Source organism: Proteus terrae subsp. cibarius, from assembly GCF_011045835.1.
GTDB lineage: Bacteria > Pseudomonadota > Gammaproteobacteria > Enterobacterales > Enterobacteriaceae > Proteus > Proteus cibarius.
In genome coordinates, this window is sequence record NZ_CP047349.1 from 324,049 (window position 1) to 343,645 (window position 19,597).

Sequence of the window (19,597 nt, forward strand, 5' to 3'; positions counted from 1 at the left end):
GCTTTTTTTATCGTTATTGAATATGCGATCACTGATAAAAATCTTTTGCTAGAGCACGAACAAGTGCATTAGTCCCCTGAGTGACTTCACTAAATTTAGTGCCACTAGGTTTACGGGTGATCACCACAAATACACCGATATTTAATTCAGGAATGGTTGCCATATAAGTATTAAAGCCACCGCCACCGCCAGTTTTTTGGTAAATCGCTGGAACGCCATTGGTTGGAGCCATATAAACCCAGCCTAAACCTACACCATCAGCACGACCTGCAACGTCCATACCTTCTATTGAAGAGAGTCGATTACGAGGAAAGTAGACAGATTGCTCTTTACTTGCGGTTGCTTTTCGCATGGCATTATGAGAAGTCAAAAAGCCTTGCATCCAACGTTGCATATCGGCGGGTGTTGAGTACACACCGCCACTTCCGGCTGCAGCAATGGTGTCTGAGCATGGACTTGGTTTATATCCTACTAATAGCCGTTGGCATTGTTTTGGCGTTGGTGTCAACGTGGTGCTAGTCATACCCGCAGGTTGAGTGACATATTGTTGTAAAAGTTGAGGATAACTTTTACCAGATGCTTTCACTAAGGCATCCGCTAATAGATCGTAAGCGAGATTTGAATAAGCGGCTTGATCCCCTGCGGTTGATGTTAGCGTTGCTTTTTTCAACCAGTTCCAGCGGTCGCCATGTGTTGGCCATATAAAAACAGGTCTTCCCCATTTTCCGCCAGGTTGTTCTCGTGGAAAGCCACTAGTATGGCTTGCTAAATGATAAAGACGGATAGGGGATTGAGCGTTAACTAATGGGATATTTACGCCGTAGTAGCTGTATTTTTGCAGTGGATCGGTGACTAATAATTTTCCATCATCTTGTAACTTTAACATCACTTCACTGGTCATCAGCTTTGTGATAGAAGCGATACGGATCAGTGAGTTCATTGATGGTGCATTGCGACTTTCAGGTGTTGTCGTCCCAAAAGAGCGGTTCAAGGTTTGAGAGTTATTGATCATGACAATAACCATGCCTTGAGGATTACTCTTTTGATAAATCTGTGAAGCGTATTTATCAAACAACGCACTTGCATTACGTACATTAGGGCTTAATGCTGTAGGCCATTGCGTCAGTTCAGGCACATTGTTCTGTTGATTTAACATAGACGGTTGTGTCGCTGGTGATAATGACGAACGTTGGCTACACGCATTTAAGGTCAGTAAAGCGACGGGGATCATAAGATACTTTAGAAAATGTTTTTTCATTTTTACTTTCAACAGAAGTCAGTGAGGTGAAAGGAATGCGATCAACATAAGATTATTTATGTTTTAATTTGGTGCCTTTCTTATCGCGCTATTTTTTCTTTATCATTTTTAATACGGCACCTAAGATAATACCAACAAATATGCCCGTTATAATCCAGCCAACAATGCCCATAACACCGCCTTCTAATCAGTTTTAAACCAAATTTTGATTATATTATCAGAAATAAGAATGTCTATCAGTGCAAGAGTCAGTTATCAAAAAGTTGGCATTAAATGTGTCAAATTGTCTCTAAGAAAAAGATAGTGAAGAAAAATTGCATCATAAAAAGACATTCCCCTCAGATTTCTCCTCTAAAAATGAGGTAAGTATTACCGTTAAGTTACAATTTCTCTTGGTTTACCTTAGTTTTTAATCCTATTATTAGCTTTTCTTTATTATTAAGTTAGGATATGTATATCAAGAAAATGTTAACGAATGGTGTCATGGTCTTGTGTTTGTTGCTTTTATGGTTTTTTATTCTTGTATTTATTATTTTTTGATTTTTTATTGAAATTTTATAAAGGTAATATAAGAGTGTGTCATATTTTGTAATAATTTACTGATTGTGGGATTGTGAAATTAAATTTATTATAGCTTCATCAAGTCGAGAGACTGAGAATATAAGAGTTACAGAGCAAAGATAACACAGCAATAATAGAGTGAAGTAATAAGAAGGCATATTATCAAATAGCCTCTTCAATAATAAATAAGTTATATATTAGTAGTAATATTCCAACACCATTATATTAAATAATTGCACCTTTGTTATAGCAGTAAATAAGTACCTTTATATTAGATAGCAGTACCTTCGTTAAAGTAGTAAATAAGTACCTTTATATTAGATAGTTGTGCCTACGTTAAAGCAGTAAATAAGTATCTTTATGTTAAGTAGTAATTTTCTATGTAGTAGTAAGAAGTGCTTTGTTAAAGAAGTAAATCCTTATATCAATAATATGTAGTATAGATAAAGAAGTACATTATATTAATAAAACATAACTACCTTCTTCCTCACACCAGGGAAGAAAAGGGCAATGACGCTACAAAAATAACTTATAGTCATTAAAATAAAATTAAGCCCTCTATTAGCAGTACTGTCGGATCAAAACACTAACCCAAGTTTTGATCCTTTTTTTATTTATCGTTATATATTTTAAAATATATCGTTTGGTTAAATTAGTTTTAATGAATTTATATAATGATGGTGTGATCTTAAAAAGAAGAACTAATAAGAAATAAAAAATAAGCAATAAAAAATAGAAATAAGATAATAAATAAATTTAGATACAAGATAATTGATTGATCGATACAACACGATTAAAGCGTTAACGATAGATACCTTGATGTGACCTATAAATCGTGGTTTATGATAACAATAGACCCCAAATGCACTTTTTTTCGCCAATCAAACTGAAAACTAACAATAATTGTTGCGAGGGTTGTTCACGCAAGTATAATGGGCAGGTTTTCCAGACACACTTCAGTGCCGGAGTGGCGAAATTGGTAGACGCAGTTGATTCAAAATCAACCGCCTTCGGGTGTGCCGGTTCGAGTCCGGCCTTCGGCACCAAAAATCAGACGCTAAGAGCGTCTTTTTTTATGCCTGAAATTTAGGGTTTGTGGGGTGTTTTCCTTCCACTTAGTCTTCCTCGCTATACTAAAATCAATTCACATCAAGTATCTGCTGTTGCATGTTGTTGGTATAAGCGTTTTGGTATCTCTCGATTCGATAATAGTTTGTACCAACGGCTCAAAATATTGGCGTTTGCAGTATCGCTTTGGCGGTAAGCAAAAAATGTTAGCTCTGGGTATCTATCCTGAAATCTCACTCGCAGAAGCCAGAGAGAAAAGAGATACAGCCAGAAAGTTAATTGCTAATGGATTTGATCCAAGCAAAAAACGCAAAAAATTAATATAAAAAATAATCGTATAATAATCATAGCAATAAAGAAGAATGAGTAAGTTATTAATTAATTTACTGTGACTTGATAAACTTTATCGAACCCTTTACCTGGATACATAGTTCCTAAAGACGAGCCAAATATAGAGATAGTAATAACATCTTTTTTATAGGGGGCTATAAATTGTAATATTATGAAAATCTTAATCTTTTTTAACTTCATCTCCCTATTTTTGATAAGAAACTTTAGGTTTCCATTCTAAACCGGAGTCTTTGGGGGTTATTACAATTTCTACGCTTTTTCTATTTAATGCACCACCAGATATCTGAACTAGCTCAGAATAAGGATGAGTCACAACTGCATTAGGTAATTTATCAGGTGTCACTTTAGGTGTTGGATTGCCATAACCAATTAATAAAAAGAATAAAATGTAAATAATAAATCTCATATTAGATTACTTTTTAAAAATAAGTGCGCCAAACATGTGTTCTAATATATATTTTAATGTTTTTCCTTCTTTTACATACCATCTAACTTCCCCCAGGAAAATGATTTAAAATTAGCTATTGTATCAAGGCTATTATCTAAATTTATATTTTTACCATTTTCATCAGAAATAGGAGCAGCCAAAACTACCCAATGATTATTCCATGAAGTCTCACCTTGAGCTCTTTCAAACCATTTTGCTAATACTTACCAGATAGTCCCGCCAGAAATTGGTGAGTCTATAGTATCAATGCTAAGTATTATGAATATTTAACATGAATTGAAACGCCACTTGCATCGTGAAAAATTATTTCCATATGTTAAATTATTTATTCAACATCTATCTCATAAATTTTATTAAATTCTTTTCCCGCATACATTGTTCCATAGGTAAATCCTTCGATATAAATTTTAATTTTTCCTTTTTAACTTGGTTTACCTATTGTGTATTTTATTAATCAAACTCCAACACAAAGTTTGCGGAAGCACTGAGCTTGCCGGGTTTTACCTCATCGCCATAACGATAATATTCAGCTTTTAATGGAACGTTATTAATACCACTGGTTAAATCAGCAAGTTTTACAAACTGATTATTAATTAAAACGGTATCGCCACTGGAAGGAGATGAAACCACAAAACCGACACCTTTGGCATTATCACTATTACCTTCATTATCGGGTTTGATAATTGTCTTTTGCCCCTCATAACTTGTGGTGTTGTGAGCCATTAATTTTATTTTAGCGGAGGCATCACCTGTGCAATTTATTCTGAGATGATCTTCAGCATATTGATTATCGCGTGGAAATCCGATATCAGAAAATGCAGTAATAGGCATCTTAGGTAAGTTCATCTCAAGATCTGTATTTTCAGCACTGCAAGATGTTGGCGCACTAATAATATTTACAGATAAACGATAACTAAAACCAACCGCCGTTGTTCCACCACCAGAATTAAAGCGATTAATTAATATCGAGCCAATATATTGAGTCGTAAAACGCTGTGATTTAGGATTATCTTTAGTCGCGTAAACAATGACTGTAGCGTCTCTGGTATTAAGTTTGGGCGCATTAACTGGGACTTCTTGCCCTGGTTGGCTTCTAAATGAAAGACCAGATTCATTCTCAATAAGAACATAAGCATAATCATCTAAACCGGTATTAGGTTTGCGTACAACATAATATGCAGGTCTGCCGTCAATATCCATATAGTAACTTGGTATAACCCCACTAGCTTCGCTATATGTTGCATAAGCATAGAATTCAGCACCATCTGGGCAATCTGCGACTGCAACATCAGAGCCATCACGCTTAAATGTAAAACGAGCTACTTCTTGATTCTTTTTAATCATCCCTTTTAGTTCAATAGTGCCACCTCTAGCATCCATCGTGCCATGTTTAATCCCCCCGTTATTGACACAATCAGGAGCGGCATGGCTGTAAAATGAGAGAGAGGATAAACTAAGAGTAAAAATTAGAAATAATAATTTATTCATCTTATTTTTTAAGTTAGTCATTTTATTTCCTTATTTACACTCAGTATCTAAAATATATAAGCCATTAACAGGAGTTTTATTATCAATATCATAGGTTGCATGGCAGCTTTTTTGCTCGCCATTAATTGTCCATGAAACTTGAATATTGCCTTGCGGTTTATTGGCAACAAAATAGAGTTGATGGAAGCTTGCGACTAATTGCGTATTATCGTTATCAATTTCGGCTTTAGCCCCCATTGGGATAGTACTCTTATCCGGTGTCTGTAATGTTAGTAGGAATTTAAATCCTTTTTTAGCATCAAAATCCGCTAACACTAATGCCCCTTTGGTCGGAATAATATTACTAATAATATTGTTCGAGATTTCAGTGTTACTTGGGATTGAATTAGTATTAACGCTAATGCTATTTTTTTGGTAAGGAGACATACCAGAAACAACGGCTAATCCACTATTATTGGTTTTAATGGATTGACCATTGATCACTTCAACACCTGAAGTATCTTTGATTAAAATTAATGCATTCGTTTGTTGTAATGACGGAGCAAACACCGTGCCATATTGTGTTGCAACTAATGCACCACTAATACCATAGTTGATATTTTGCTTATCTTGCGTATATGAATAACCAGCATTAACAACAGCGCTTTGGGCTTTATAAGAGCCATTTAAACCGCCACTATAATTAACACCTTTATTGCCATATCCTTGATAAACATCCCAATTTGCTTGGTTTTTATCACCATAGGTTCCGCTTAAACGTGCAGTTTGTAATACTTGGTTATCATTATTGGTCGATATACCATAATTTGCCCAAATGTAGTTATCATGCAATGAAAAAGGAATGCTGATATTCATACTTAAATCATGGCTACTTTTATTATTGTCGTTATAACGACTGCCATCGTAATAAGTGTAATAAACGCTATAGTTAATTTTATTAATCGCGCTGTTAAAGCCGGCATTATAAGAATGAACAGTTTTACCACTCACATATTTATAAATGACAGAATTTAAATTAATTGAAGCATTATTAGAAAATAAAGGCTGATTAATGGATAGTGTATACTCATTTTTCAATCCATCGCGTGGATTGTATTTTGTATCCTTGTGCTCCATCGCTTGCGTAAAGTTAAGAAAGTTGGCATCAAAATGGCGATAACCGACTAACGAAAGCGTTGTATCTGTTACTGATATATTTTTAGAATAATTTACTCTAAATGCATTTCCATGTAATGGATCATTGCCATTGTTAGTGGAAGACTTGGCGTATAGCAAATCGGTAGTGATCGCGCCATAGCTCCCTAAATTTACCCCTGTACCAACACCAACAGATTGATATTTTTCACCGAGCAGTACACCACCATAAAGAGTGACGTAATCAGTTAAACCATAGAAAGCTTCGGTTTGAACAACATAAGCACCATCGCCGCTGTTATTGCCGTCATATTTACCAGTTGAAAAGCTATATTTTATTTCACCTTTTCTTTCAAGATTGGCAATAGAAGAAAAAGGCACAATAAAATTCTTTTCAGATCCATCGGCTTCAGTCACGCTGACATATAAATCACCGCCACTGTTCATTGGATAATAATCGGTGATATTAAAAGGCCCAGCAGGTACGCTACGCTTATAAATCACTTGGCCGTTTTGGGTGATAGTGACAACAGATTCTGTATTGGCAATGCCAGAAACACTAGGCGCATAGGTTCTGTTTTGTGTTGGTGTCATTAATCTATCAGTGACGAGTTTAATACCTCTAAATTTTACTGAATCAAATAGCTGTGAAGAGGAATAGAGATCACCAATCATTAACTCACTATTAATGCTGGTAATTGCTCTAGAAAGAACATTACTTAATGTATTCCATTTTTTATCGCCATTTTCATTCTTTGTCCATGTTGAATAATTATTAAAACGCCAAGGACCTAAATTAACTTGGGTTTGAATATTGCCATAATAACTATCTGTCGTATTGCCATGACTACGGCTATTAAATGAAGATAATGCATAATTCACTAATAATGCAGGAATACCTGAATTCCAATTTTTTATTTCATTCTCTTTTAATCTATCTTCGTTAACATATAACTGTGGCAGTGTTAAAACATATTGTTTTCTATTTAAATCTAAATAACCACTTGCATTGTTGATATCGTTGAGATTAATAAAACCATTATTTTTATTAATTACATCATGAGGGAGATCAATACCCGCGTTATACCATTCTTCAGCTGAAAGACGAGGGGCTAATATTTTATTATTACCTTCATCTTCCATTAGAATAAAATCAAATTCACGGGTTGATATACGATTGTTATTTACAAAAAGTGTTACTGTATAGAGTCCTGGAGCGATACTATTCTCTCTAAATACATTGAGGTCTTCATTAGTGACTTGTTGAGTGCTTCCTTCAATATTTAATAGATTAGCAGGATAATAATCGTTTGCTGATATATTAAAAGAAGCAAATAAAACACCCACAACAAATAAATGAAGTGACGATTTATTAAAATAATTAGCCATTGTCTTTTTCATATTGAATAATATCTCTTATTATAATGAGAATTCCATTGGCAGACTTTTTCCAAAATCATCGATATAAAATAATTTTATTTTTTCTTTACCAGAAAGTGTTTTATTTACATTAATGGCTGTTTCTGATTTTGGTGATAGAAAACTAGGTGTTTTTTCAATTTCTTTTCCATCAACAATAAGTTTTCCAATATTGACAAAATAAGGTGAATTGTTTGATACCACAAGGCTATTATTTTTCACATTCCACTTTAACTCTTTGATTTCCTTTTCAATATTAACATTTTTAAGAGATTGAGGTCTGTAAATTAGCTTGATCCTATTGGTTAGAGAATAGCGAAGGACATTCTCTAAATTTTCATTACTTGGTGCGACAAATTTAACATTGATCCAATACATAGATTCAACATCATTAGACAAAATAGTATTTTTAGTCACTTGTAATGTATTTTTTTGCTGTGCCATTAACTTAATTAATGGTGGAGTAATAACAAAATCTTGAGTGAGTTTACCATTAAGATCTTCGACCCAAGACTGTAATAAATAATTAGTATTTTTATCGTCATTAAAGGCAACAAAACCTTCATTGTTATTTGTTTCATTATAAACAACACGTGTTGTTTCTAATCCAAATCCAGCAAAACAAGATGTGATTGAACTAAATATTAATCCTAATCCTAAGAGTGTGTTTTTTAATATCATTGGTAAATACCTCTTGAATAGAAGCAGGTTAATATAATAATTAACCTGCTTCTATTTATTATTGATAAGTCAGAGTATAATTTAATGTTGCATCAGCACGTCCTGCTTCTACGTCATCATCAGTGCTGACATATTTGGCAATAAAAGAGAGTGTTTTAGATTTAAGATCGCCAGTATCTTTAATATCATACTCTTCAGTAAAATTGATATGGTAAGGATTAACTAGATCATAATCATCATAAATATGGATACCGACATTTTTTGCGGTATTAGGATCATTAGGATTATCTAATGCTAAAATTCTATCAGAACTATCATCTGTTTTACCTGATAATTTTAATTTAACTTTACCTTGTGGTGGACAATTAATTAAAGAGATATCTAATTTACCATTACCCGCTGTTCCACCTACTTCGCTACCTGCGTCATTAAATTCACTGGTCGCGTAACGTCCCATATTAACGTTACCATCAGAACCCGTGCCATTAATATCAATAGTACACGTTGATGAATAAATTAAACCAGTAAAAGAAATCTGACCAGTTTGCTCTTCAGCAGAAACTGTAGCACTTGCCGTTATTGCGGAAATAACGAAAACCATTGGAAGTAATTTTTTTGTTAAAATAGGCATGTTAACCCCTAGTGATTGATATAAATAGTATTTAATGAAGCATATTAAGTGCTATTTATTCTAAGATTAGTTTATTATTACTGCTCATAGATCAACTAAAGGCACCAGGAGATATCAGCACTTTAAACAGATAAATCCAATAAAAATATAATCTTAAATAAAATAGCTTTTACTATTAATCATAAAAATCGTAATCAACTTTCATTGTTTTAATTTTTATAATTAACATTAAATTTGGATATAGAAATTCGCTTCAATTTTCGTATAAGAGGATTCTATGTAGTTTATTTAGTTCTGTCTCATGCACAGTGTTACAAAATTCTCTTATGTAATAGATGAAAATCATTAACAAGATAATAAAATATAATTTTTTTTATGTTATTTTTCATTGGATTATGTTTTTGAGAGAGAATGAGGATCAGAGGGGATAGTTTAAATTTACTTTATGGAAAATATATTTAGTTACAAATAGCATTAATATTAAATTATCAGGATGACAATTCTTTATAAAAAGTAGTCATTAAAAGAAGAGTTCCTAATAATAATGTAAACAGTATTAGTAGGAATAATTATTATTATAACTTTCTTTGTCTGTTTTTTTATTTAACTTTCATATTGGGTGTCTTAAATATGAAAACACCCATATTAAATGCAATTTTATTGAGCTTTCATTTTTCTATATAAAGTCGCAATGCTTATTCCTAAAATTTCAGCAGCTTTTTTCTTTCCTTCTAATGTTATTCCTGTTTTATCTAACACGTTCATAATAGTTTGATATTCTGATGTCAGACTTTGAGTTTTGAGAAGCTCTTGTGTGTTTAATGGTTGAGTTTTATTGTCTGTTTTAGCTTCTGTATAGATACCACTGGCTTTTTCTTTTTCTAAAGGATCAGAATGAGGAGGTTCTAGCAAATAAGGAGGAAGGTGACTGAGGTTTAAATCAACGGTATCGCCTTGCATAACATACATATACTCAATCACATTGCGTAGCTCTCTGATATTGCCGGGCCAATCATAGGAATATAAGTAGTTAATAATAGAATTGGGGATCTTCGCTGCAGGTCGCTGATAGGTTAATGCTAAATTGTCAGCAAAAAATTGTGCAAGCTCTGCAATGTCTTCCCGATGATCACGTAATGCGGGAGTGTGGATCGGAACAACATTCAGACGATAAAACAGATCTTCACGAAATTGTCCTTTATTTACCATTTCACGCAGATCTTTATTGGTGGCGGCAATGATCCTCACATCAATATTGATCATATTATTAGAGCCAACACGAGTAATACTTTTTTCTTGAAGTACGCGTAAAAGCTTGGCTTGTAAATGCAAAGGCATATCCCCAATTTCATCTAGGAATAGGCTTCCACCATGCGCTAATTCAAATTTACCAATACGCCCTTTAGGATCAGCGCCACTAAATGCACCACGTACATAACCAAAGAGCTCACTTTCCAGTAGTTGTTCTGGGATAGCTGCACAGTTAATGGTAATAAAAGGTTGTTTTGTGCGTAGGCTTTGTTGGTGAATAGTGTAAGCAACCACTTCTTTACCTGAACCGCTTTCTCCGGTGATAAGTACGCTGGCGTGGCTAACGGCGACTTTACTTAACATGCTTTTTAATTGAAGCATATTTTGTGAGTTGCCAATTAAAGGGGAGTGGGGATTTTCATCAACAGAGAGGGTATTTACTTGTGTCATATAATCACGAGCATCATGAAATATAACCATGCTGAGTTGGTCATTATCAACCGATGAAAATGTGATTTTTTTACACAGAACATGATAGCGTTGTTGGTTTAATACCAGCCATGCTTCTTCATCGCCATAAAGAATATCGCCTGTCATCTGGATATCAAGAGATTGACCAATCAATTCACAATCAAAAAAGCGTAAAGCAGAAAGATTGGCGTGCCAAATTTTGCCTTGGCTATCGATCGCAATAACACCTCTATCCATTACATCAATCAAGTTACGGAAAGTGCCAAATCGTTCTTGCTCTCTAAGCCTTTCAAGGCATTCAAAAACACGGCTTGAGATCATCTCTGAAAATTGCTCTATAAAGGTAATAAAAGCCTGCTTTTGTTTCATCAGGAATTTTTTTTGTTCTCGGTTAGAACAGATAATACCAATAACACCAATAACTTGATTATTAAGGAAAATTGGCGCGTTTAGATCAAGCTCTTCGGTACAAGTTAAGCGATTTTGACAGAGTTGGCAGAGATCGTTCTCTTTTGGATCTTCAATCAGAATGGTTTTTTGAACCTGTAGCACATGGCGATAAATATGCCCATTACTGGAGACGTCTTGATTGAGCATATAGCGATAACGACCTGTACCAGCAATACGAATTAAGTTGTTATCAATAATTTCAACATCGGTACCAGTGATACCGGCAATGGCGTCAGTGTACTTGCTGATTTCATCTTGTAGAGTACTGAGTAATGAGTGCATCACATTCTCACCTTAAAATTATCAATATTGATAATAAATTATCATCACCTGTTTAGGGTGTTAAATTTAGTTGTTATTTATTAGTTTGTTATGTGATTTTTGTATAAAGCTCACACAGTTTATTATTATTGATAATTTATCACTTAAATAAAACCGCCTAGATCACAGCTTTTCTGCATCATTAATTTCATCTCTTAATCGTTAAAACAATAAAAATATTTAAAATCAAATGGTTATGTTTTTATTCAATGCTTTTTGAGTAAGTTGGCATACATATTGCGATATAGGGGATAACCCTATGTATTCCGATTAATCGCGATATTGGGTTATCGCGAATTTTAAAGTGTGATTAAGAGGTAATTCCATGCAGGAGCAATTGCAGTACCTGATTAACCAAAGTTCATTTACGCGAAAACCAACCGCTGAGCTTGCCCCTTTTCGTTATGAAGAGTTAGTCAAAGCGTTAGATTTTCACAGAACTATTCCAGGATACGCACCTACACCGTTATTTCATTTACCCCAGTTAGCCAAAACCTTAGGGGTTGGTGAGTTATATCTCAAAGACGAGTCTTTCCGTTTTGGTTTAAAAGCGTTTAAAGCGTTAGGTGGTGCTTATGCGATGGCACGCCATATTGCTGATTTCCTCGAAATGGACATAAGTGAATTACCTTATGAGGTAATGATCAGTGATGAGATCAGGAAAAAGTTAAATGGCGTAACTTTTGCGACAACCACTGACGGGAATCATGGACGCGGTGTTGCTTGGATGGCAAGACAGTTAAAGCAAAAAGCAGTGGTCTATATGCCAAAAGGATCATCACAAGAACGTTTGGATGCCATTTTACGTGAAGGCGCCGTCGCTGAAATCGTTGATATGAACTATGACGATGCAGTGAGAATGACGGCTGAAATGGCTGAAAAATATGGCTGGATAGTGGTTCAAGATACTGCATGGGATGGTTATGAAGAGATCCCACTTTGGATCATGCAAGGCTACGGCACTTTAATGCTGGAATCTCTCGCGCAATTACATGAAGTCCCTCCGACGCATATTTTTGTGCAAGCCGGTGTGGGCTCTTTTGCGGGTATGGTGCAAGGCATGGTAACCGCGGCTTATGGAAAACAAGCACCGAAAGTGATTGTGGCTGAAGCGCGTATTGCCGACTGCTTATATCAATCTGCAGTATCAGGAAAAGCGGATGCTACTCCTGTTGGTGGGGATCTACAAACGGTGATGGCAGGGCTTGCTTGTGGTGAGGCGAATAGTATTGGTTGGAATTTATTACGCGATTATTCAGCGGCATTTTTCTCTTGCCCTGATGCCGTCGCGACTAGGGGAATGCGGATTTTAGGGAACCCTTTACCTGGTGATCCGCACATCATTTCTGGTGAATCTGGCGCAGTGACAACAGGCTTGCTCTCTATTTTGATGCAATCACCTGTTTATCAGAGCGCGAAAGAAGCGCTGGGATTAGATGAAAATGCAAGAGTGCTTGTGATAAGCACTGAAGGTGACACTGATCCTGAACGTTATCGCGATATCGTGTGGGATGGTGAGTTGCCTAGCTTCAAACAATTTTAAAAAACAAATAAGTCTTTTGGAGTGAACAGTATGTTATCAGCAAACCGATTTGATGAAGTTATTAAGAATTGCCAATTATTAATCCAACAAAAAAGCTATTCAGGTGAAGAAGGTAACGTTGTTAAGGTCATAGAAGAGATGATGAAAAACTATGATTTTGACGATATTCATATTGATAAATACGGCAATATCATTGGCGGAATTATAGGTCAACACCCAGGGAAAACTCTTGTTTTTGATGGTCATATCGACACCGTACCGGTTAGTGAGCGTGACTGGAAAGAAAAGCCTTATGGTGCAGAAATAAAAGACGGTAAGATTTATGGCCGTGGCACCAGTGATATGAAAGGTGCTGTCGCTGCCATGATTTCGGCGATAGGTTTTTATGGCCAAGATAATCAGCGCAACTTTGCTGGCCGCATTTATGTCTCTTGTATTGTGCATGAAGAGTGTTTTGAAGGTGTTGCCGCAAGACTCGTTTCTGAGCGCTATAAACCAGACTATGTGGTGATTGGTGAAGCCTCCGAATTAAACCTCAAAATTGGGCAACGTGGTCGTGCTGAAATTGTTGTTGAAACTTTTGGTAAACCCGCTCACTCCGCTAATCCAGATGCAGGGATCAACTCTGTTTATAAAATGGCAAAACTGATCGAGAAGATCAGAACCTTAACGCCATCGGTTCATCCTGTATTAGGAAAAGGGATCTTAGAACTAACGGATATTAAATCATCACCTTATCCGGGTGCTTCGGTAGTACCTGAGTATTGTCGTGCCACTTACGATCGCCGTTTATTAGTGGGTGAAACTAAAGAGCAAGTGCTTGCACCATTACAAAAAGCGATTGATGAACTCGCTTCTCAAGATGCTGATTTTAAAGCCAAAGTCTCTTATGCCTACGGTACTGAAAAATGTTACACCGGAGCCACTATTGAAGGTGAACGTTTCTTCCCTGGTTGGGTATTAGAAGAGAGCGATCCTTATGTACAAAGTGTTTTAAAAGGGCTGCATGAATCGGGCTTTAGCCCTACCGTCACACAATACTCTTTCTGTACTAACGGTAGCCACTATGCAGGTGAAGCGGGTATTAAAACCATAGGTTTTGGTCCATCTCGCGAAAACTTGGCACACACCATTGATGAATATATCGAAATTGAACAGCTAACAGGTGCTGCGAGCGGTTACTACAGCATTATGAATAGCCTTTACCACCTTTAATTCTTACGAAATAAATCCTTACTAGAAGAGTATCTGACAAAACAGTCAGATGCTCTTTGGAGAAATAACAGAATGAAAACAATATTTAAAAACGCCACTGTTATTGATGGAACAGGGGCAAGTGCATATCAAGCTGATGTTGTGGTTAATGAAGGAAAAATAATAAAAATCGGCCAGTTTGATGCAAAAACAAATGATCAGATTATTGATGCAACAGGGAAAATAGTTTGTCCCGGTTTTATAGATACACATACTCACTCTGATTTGTCTGCTCTGCTTAATCCTGCTTTATCCGCCAAAATCCGCCAAGGGATCACCACTGAATTGTTAGGGCAAGATGGTGTCGCGTTAGCACCATTACCAGAACAATATATTTCTGCATGGCGCAAGAATATTGCGGGTTTAGATGGTGATTCTGACAGTATTGATTGGCATTTTAAAAATACCGAAGGTTACTTAGGGATGTTGGAAGCGAGAGGCTCTGCAACCAATCTTGCTTACCTTGTTCCGCATGGCAACATCCGAATGGAAGCGATGGGATTAGAAGGTAATCCTTCTACTCGCGAAGATGTCGCCAAGATGTGTGAGATCTTAGAGCGTGAATTAAAAGCGGGGGCATTTGGTTTATCAACAGGATTGATTTATATGCCTTGTGCCTTTGGTGATACTGCAGAAATGATCGAACTTTGTAAGGTGACAGCAAAACACAATGGTATTTTTGTCGTTCACCAACGCAGTGAAGCTGACGATATTATTCAATCAACTCAAGAGCTTATTGATATCGCTAAAGCATCCGGTGTTTGGTTGCATATTTCCCATATGAAAGTTTGTGGTAAGAAAAACTGGGGATTAATCGATGAAATGCTCGGTATGTTAGAGCAAGCACAAAAAGAGGGCATTCGTATCTCTTTTGACCAATACCCGTATGTGGCAGGTAGTACTATGCTCGGGGTGATCTTACCGCCTTGGGTTCATGCAGGAGGTACAGAAAAATTATTAGAGCGCTTAGCTTCTCCTGAACTGCGTAAAAAGATGATTGAAGATATTGAAAAAGGTATTCCAGGTTGGGATAACTTTATTGATTTCGCAGGGTTAGAAAATATTTATGTCACTAGTTCTAAAACAGAAAAAAACCAAGATGCCGTTGGCCTTAGCCTTGTAGAGCTAGGTAAATTGAGAGGTAAAGATCCGTATAACGCAACTTTCGATCTGCTATATGAAGAAGAAAATGCGGTAGGAATGGTGGATTTTTACGGTACAGAAGAACACGTTATCAAATTCTTATGTCGTCCTGAACAAAACGTATGTACTGATGGGCTAATGGGGGCAGGTAAGCCTCATCCCCGTGTATTCGGTGCATTCCCACGTGTTTTAGGGAAGTACGTCAGAGAAGAAAAATGCCTCACTTGGGAACAAGCTATCCGCAAAATGACAGGTAAACCTGCAGAAGTCCTTCGATTAACCGACAGAGGCTTAATTAAAGAGGGATATGCCGCAGATATTGTGATGTTTGATCCTGAAACCATTATTGATAAAGGCACATTTGTTGAACCAAACCAATACCCAGAAGGGATCGACTTGGTGATGGTCAATGGACGTATCGCATTAATTAATGGGATCGAAAGTTACGCCTGTAGCGGTCATGTTTTAAGAGCATAACCTTACAATAGCGCTCTTAAACATTAAATCTTATCTCTGTTTATCACGGTTGTTCTTCAACCGTGATGGTTTCCCCTTACCTGAGGAACAGGAAAATGAGTTCAAATATTATTCCAAATCTTCAACAGAAGAAAACATGGAAAGCTCGTTACACCGTTTTATCCTTAATTTGGTTAGCCTGGTTACTTTCATTCTTAGATAGAATGGTAATGAGTGTTTCATTACCCTTTATTGGACGTGATCTTAATCTTGATACCACCCAACAAGGCTTAATTATCAGTGCGTTCTTTGTCGGTTATGCGGCATTCCAAATACCCGGTGGTTTCTTAGCTGACCGCTTTGGCGCGCGTAAAATCATGGCGATCGGTATTGCATGGTGGTCAGTATTCACTAGCTTAACGGGTATGGTGTTTACATTACCGTTAATGCTTGCCGTGCGATTCTTATTTGGTATTGGTGAAGGCTGTTTTCCCTCTGCTTCTTGGAAAATGATCTCAACGTATTTCCCATCTAAAGAGCGTGGTCGTGCAACGGCAATTCAATCAACAGTAAATACCTTAGGGCCAGCATTAGCTGTCATTGTTGCAGCGAGTATTATCGGTGCTTTTGGCTGGCATATGGTGTTTATTGTTTTAGGTATTCCCGGTTTATTAATTGCTGCTGGTATTTACTTCTTCACTCGTGATAATCCAAAAGATCACCCAAGTATTACTCAGCAAGATCTCGATGAATTAGCAGCAGACGGTACATTAACGGATAAACCTGTTGAAGCGGTACCTTTTAAAGACGTTTTAAAGATGCCAGTGTTGTGGCAAATGGCAGCGATTTGGTTTCTGTTTGATATTACCTTCTGGGGATTTTCAACATGGTTGCCAAGTTATTTAATTACTGTTCGTGAATTCTCTTTGGCTAAAACCGGGGTAATGGCGGCTATTCCATTCTTATTTGGTGCTGGTGGTACATTATTAGGGGGTTATGTTTCTGATAAATGTAAATCACAGCGTAAATGGTTATATATGATTACCGCAGTGATTGCTGCAGGCTTCTTATATATGACATATACCGTTGAAAGTGCTGATATGGCTGTTGTATATCAGTGTATTTCAGCATTATTTATGTTCTTCGCCATGGCGATGTTCTGGGGTATTTTAATGGATACTATCCCGAATAAAATCATGGGCCGTGCTTCAGGAATTGTTAACTTCGGTGGTCAAATGGCGGGTGTTGTTTCCGCACCGGTTATGGGCTTCTTAATTAAAGCCAGTGGTGGCAGTTATGACAGTGCATTTATGTTTATGATAATTGCATTAGTTGCTTCTGCTGTTGTGACGTTCACCGTTAAAATGAAAAATACACCAGCATCCATTTAATTAATCAGTATTAATAACGTTTATATTTTAATAAGTATGATGTTATTAAAACAAGTAAGATTAATTTAATAAAATAAATGTATTAACTGTAAGATTTATTTATTAAAACTCATTATACGCTTTATTGATTTTTTAATTTAAAAAATCTTATTGCAGGATATTTTTGTCTTAAAAAAGCCACGATTAAAAATCGTGGCTTTGCTTTTGCTAGATTAATGACATTATTTGTTTATCAGAACAAAGTCATTACCACTAAAACAGAGTGTGGCATCGCCACGAATAACTCGGTGATGAGCAATATGGCGTTGGCTATTTAATGAGGCGTGTTGCTTCATCATATAAGCCTCTAAATGCCATGCAATAAGTTGTTTAGCGAGTTTTTTATTAGCATGCTGACTACGCTCTGATTGCACTTTTACACTAATACCAGTGGCAATATGTGTTGCTCTGACCGCAGATTCTGTTTTGTTAACATGCTGGCCTCCGGGGCCATTGGAACGCATGGTTTCAAAGACAATTTCTTTGTCATTAATTTCATCAGGTTGTTCAAAACAAGCAACACCAATAAACCAGTTTTTACGCTTATGTCGTGGTCGTAATGTGCTTGCACACTGCCATTGCACGGAACCTGCCCACTGTTGTGCGATAGCTTGTGCATCACTACCTTCAAGAGACACTAACGCAGATTTTAAGCCATGACGTGAAGGTTCTTTTTCAAGAACAGTAACCTTCACTTGCTGTTTTATCGTTGATTTCAAAAAGTAATTTAAGGCTTTTTCAACGGCTAAACAACACTCTTCAGGGCCTTGTGCGGAGGTGAATTGTAATAACATTACGCCATCTCCCCACTTGTTTTATAGGTGATCACCGGTTTTAAACGTGCAATAACTTCGATTAATCCAATGTTCACCATACTTTCAATCACAGTCTCAATTGATTTATAAGATTGTGGTGCCTCTTCATAAATCAGTTGTTTATTGGCACAAATAATACGGCTACCTAATGTAGTTCGTGAAAGTTGTAAGGGTGTAAAACGGTGTGATAAACGGCCTTTACACTCGGTACGCATCCATTTTCTGCCTGCACCATGCGGTAATGAATGAAGACTTAATTCAGACACAATAGGCTTAACAATATAACTGTGATCACCGCGTGAACCCGGAATAACGACCATATTGTGATGTGCCGGTGTTGCACCTTTTCGATGTAACCAGCCTTGTTGACTATATAACTCACAAGGCTCTACAAGATTATGATTTACATCAGAAATAACTTCACCTTGAGTACGAATTTGGCGCATCATTCTTTCACCAATAAGGCGACGATTAATCTTTGCATAATCAAGTGCATTATTGTGAGCTTGCAAATATTCATTTGCATCTTCGGTGTTAGCAACCAGTCCTTTATGACCAAACTGTTCTGTATGGGCACGTAAGATAGATTGTCCTAAACCTCTCGATCCGCTGTGAACAAGTAGCAATAACTGTTTTTTATTGATACCACTTTCAGCGAAAAGGGTTTCATTGATCACTTGATCAATTTGTTGGAATTCAGCAAAGTGATTACCGCCACCAATAGAGCCTAAAGATCCAGCAAAAGGGTGGTTTTGCATTTCAGTCGGTAGATGTGCTTCTAGCCATTCTGAAGGTGCGATATCACTCATTTCACTCAACTGTTTTTCTGCTTTATCTAAGTTAAGTTTGCTGTTTTTAAATTCAGTTTGAAAGAGTGTCATACCACAGCCAATATCATTTCCGACTAAAGCAGGGTAAAAACGATTAACAGAAAAAAAGGCTGCACCAATAGGATAACCGCGACCTGGATGTAGGTCTGGCATACCTGCCACATAAGCCATATCAGGAAGTTGAGCCGTTGTTTCTAATTGTTGGATTGCTTTGCTTTCAATCCAAGTATTATCAGATGCGATATAACAAACGCTATCAGATAAATAATGAACACACTTGTCCATATACCAATCCATATAATGTAAAGGATAAAAAATAAATTGATTGGCGGACAGCAAAAAGAAGGAAAAAAGGATTACTTCTGAGGTTGTCCGCAAAGAGTATTCATATTTGTAGTTGTCATGGGATACCTCCTTGCGTTAATTAAAATGGGTGAGAAATAATAAATCGCGGGCATAGTAACCACTTTTTTTTGCCTTGGCAATCAAAAGTGGCGTGAATTTTCTTTATTTTTATAAAAGAGAATAAATGTAATTTATTTAATTTAAGGCTAAATTTTCTTTATTATCTATTTTAGTTAGCACTTTATTTTG

The 19,597-nt window shown here is 36.4% G+C and carries 13 protein-coding genes, 1 tRNA gene and 1 pseudogene; 6 read left to right on the top strand and 9 right to left on the bottom strand.

The features are described from left to right. Window positions 1-28 precede the first annotated feature (28 nt). Complete coding sequence (gene ampH / locus GTH25_RS01640) at window positions 29-1,258, bottom strand: D-alanyl-D-alanine-carboxypeptidase/endopeptidase AmpH (RefSeq protein ID WP_164530281.1); 1,230 nt, start codon at window positions 1,256-1,258, stop codon at window positions 29-31. Between the two features lie 1,522 nt (window positions 1,259-2,780). Here ampH and GTH25_RS01645 point away from each other — a divergent pair. Both GTH25_RS01645 and GTH25_RS01650 read left to right on the top strand, forming a co-directional pair. Then, a tRNA-Leu gene (locus GTH25_RS01645) sits at window positions 2,781-2,865 on the top strand. 159 nt (window positions 2,866-3,024) lie between these two features. Next, a pseudogene (locus GTH25_RS01650) lies at window positions 3,025-3,201 on the top strand (Arm DNA-binding domain-containing protein); the annotation flags it as partial. Window positions 3,202-3,422: 221 nt separating this feature from the next. On the opposite strand, the gene GTH25_RS01655 reads toward GTH25_RS01650, so the two are convergent. The 6 genes from GTH25_RS01655 to GTH25_RS01680 all read right to left on the bottom strand — a co-directional run bounded on the left by GTH25_RS01655 (window position 3,423) and on the right by GTH25_RS01680 (window position 11,493). After that, a complete protein-coding gene (locus GTH25_RS01655) occupies window positions 3,423-3,644 on the bottom strand; it encodes a hypothetical protein (RefSeq protein WP_099660261.1) in 222 nt (73 codons plus the stop codon). 492 nt (window positions 3,645-4,136) lie between these two features. Then, the gene (locus GTH25_RS01660; RefSeq protein WP_075672220.1) at window positions 4,137-5,195 is read right to left on the bottom strand and encodes a fimbrial protein; all 1,059 of its coding nucleotides are present in this window, start codon (window positions 5,193-5,195) and stop codon (window positions 4,137-4,139) included. Between the two features lie 9 nt (window positions 5,196-5,204). Then, window positions 5,205-7,709, bottom strand: coding sequence for a fimbria/pilus outer membrane usher protein (locus GTH25_RS01665; RefSeq protein WP_238795180.1), 2,505 nt, complete (start codon window positions 7,707-7,709; stop codon window positions 5,205-5,207). Window positions 7,710-7,727: 18 nt separating this feature from the next. Next, a complete protein-coding gene (locus tag GTH25_RS01670; RefSeq protein ID WP_075672224.1) occupies window positions 7,728-8,408 on the bottom strand; it encodes a fimbrial biogenesis chaperone in 681 nt (226 codons plus the stop codon). A gap of 58 nt (window positions 8,409-8,466) precedes the next feature. Continuing rightward, a complete protein-coding gene (locus tag GTH25_RS01675) occupies window positions 8,467-9,039 on the bottom strand; it encodes a fimbrial protein (RefSeq protein WP_075672226.1) in 573 nt (190 codons plus the stop codon). Between the two features lie 657 nt (window positions 9,040-9,696). Beyond that, window positions 9,697-11,493: a sigma-54 interaction domain-containing protein gene (locus GTH25_RS01680; protein ID WP_099660260.1), complete on the bottom strand. Its 1,797-nt coding sequence runs from the start codon at window positions 11,491-11,493 to the stop codon at window positions 9,697-9,699. Between the two features lie 364 nt (window positions 11,494-11,857). Between GTH25_RS01680 and dpaL the strand changes: the two genes are divergently transcribed. The 4 genes from dpaL to GTH25_RS01700 all read left to right on the top strand — a co-directional run bounded on the left by dpaL (window position 11,858) and on the right by GTH25_RS01700 (window position 17,319). Continuing rightward, the gene (gene dpaL, locus GTH25_RS01685; protein ID WP_075672230.1) at window positions 11,858-13,075 is read left to right on the top strand and encodes a diaminopropionate ammonia-lyase; all 1,218 of its coding nucleotides are present in this window, start codon (window positions 11,858-11,860) and stop codon (window positions 13,073-13,075) included. Window positions 13,076-13,105: 30 nt separating this feature from the next. Next, a complete protein-coding gene (locus tag GTH25_RS01690) occupies window positions 13,106-14,290 on the top strand; it encodes a YgeY family selenium metabolism-linked hydrolase (protein ID WP_075672232.1) in 1,185 nt (394 codons plus the stop codon). Between the two features lie 72 nt (window positions 14,291-14,362). Beyond that, window positions 14,363-15,949: an N-acyl-D-amino-acid deacylase family protein gene (locus tag GTH25_RS01695; protein ID WP_075672234.1), complete on the top strand. Its 1,587-nt coding sequence runs from the start codon at window positions 14,363-14,365 to the stop codon at window positions 15,947-15,949. Window positions 15,950-16,044: 95 nt separating this feature from the next. Next, window positions 16,045-17,319 carry an MFS transporter gene (locus GTH25_RS01700; RefSeq protein WP_164530282.1) on the top strand — a complete coding sequence of 425 codons (1,275 nt, stop codon included), beginning with the start codon at window positions 16,045-16,047 and terminating at the stop codon, window positions 17,317-17,319. 221 nt (window positions 17,320-17,540) lie between these two features. Here GTH25_RS01700 and prfH read toward each other — a convergent pair whose 3' ends face one another. Together prfH and GTH25_RS01710 are read right to left on the bottom strand one after the other, a co-directional pair. Continuing rightward, on the bottom strand, window positions 17,541-18,152 hold the full coding sequence (prfH, locus tag GTH25_RS01705; RefSeq protein WP_075672238.1) for a peptide chain release factor H: 612 nt from the start codon (window positions 18,150-18,152) through the stop codon (window positions 17,541-17,543). Then, the gene (locus GTH25_RS01710; protein ID WP_164530283.1) at window positions 18,152-19,288 is read right to left on the bottom strand and encodes an RNA ligase RtcB family protein; all 1,137 of its coding nucleotides are present in this window, start codon (window positions 19,286-19,288) and stop codon (window positions 18,152-18,154) included. The genes prfH and GTH25_RS01710 overlap by 1 nt, the downstream gene beginning before the upstream one ends. Window positions 19,289-19,597 lie beyond the last annotated feature (309 nt).

What these genes read in the sequence shown, in the direction of transcription:
- ampH (WP_164530281.1), bottom strand. Translation starts at nt 1,258, where the DNA reads ATGAAAAAACATTTTCTAAAGTATCTTATGATCCCCGTCGCTTTACTG.
- GTH25_RS01655 (WP_099660261.1), bottom strand. Translation starts at nt 3,644, where the DNA reads ATGAGATTTATTATTTACATTTTATTCTTTTTATTAATTGGTTATGGC.
- GTH25_RS01660 (WP_075672220.1), bottom strand. Translation starts at nt 5,195, where the DNA reads ATGACTAACTTAAAAAATAAGATGAATAAATTATTATTTCTAATTTTT.
- GTH25_RS01665 (WP_238795180.1), bottom strand. Translation starts at nt 7,709, where the DNA reads ATGAAAAAGACAATGGCTAATTATTTTAATAAATCGTCACTTCATTTA.
- GTH25_RS01670 (WP_075672224.1), bottom strand. Translation starts at nt 8,408, where the DNA reads ATGATATTAAAAAACACACTCTTAGGATTAGGATTAATATTTAGTTCA.
- GTH25_RS01675 (WP_075672226.1), bottom strand. Translation starts at nt 9,039, where the DNA reads ATGCCTATTTTAACAAAAAAATTACTTCCAATGGTTTTCGTTATTTCC.
- GTH25_RS01680 (WP_099660260.1), bottom strand. Translation starts at nt 11,493, where the DNA reads ATGCACTCATTACTCAGTACTCTACAAGATGAAATCAGCAAGTACACT.
- dpaL (WP_075672230.1), top strand. Translation starts at nt 11,858, where the DNA reads ATGCAGGAGCAATTGCAGTACCTGATTAACCAAAGTTCATTTACGCGA.
- GTH25_RS01690 (WP_075672232.1), top strand. Translation starts at nt 13,106, where the DNA reads ATGTTATCAGCAAACCGATTTGATGAAGTTATTAAGAATTGCCAATTA.
- GTH25_RS01695 (WP_075672234.1), top strand. Translation starts at nt 14,363, where the DNA reads ATGAAAACAATATTTAAAAACGCCACTGTTATTGATGGAACAGGGGCA.
- GTH25_RS01700 (WP_164530282.1), top strand. Translation starts at nt 16,045, where the DNA reads ATGAGTTCAAATATTATTCCAAATCTTCAACAGAAGAAAACATGGAAA.
- prfH (WP_075672238.1), bottom strand. Translation starts at nt 18,152, where the DNA reads ATGTTATTACAATTCACCTCCGCACAAGGCCCTGAAGAGTGTTGTTTA.
- GTH25_RS01710 (WP_164530283.1), bottom strand. Translation starts at nt 19,288, where the DNA reads ATGGACAAGTGTGTTCATTATTTATCTGATAGCGTTTGTTATATCGCA.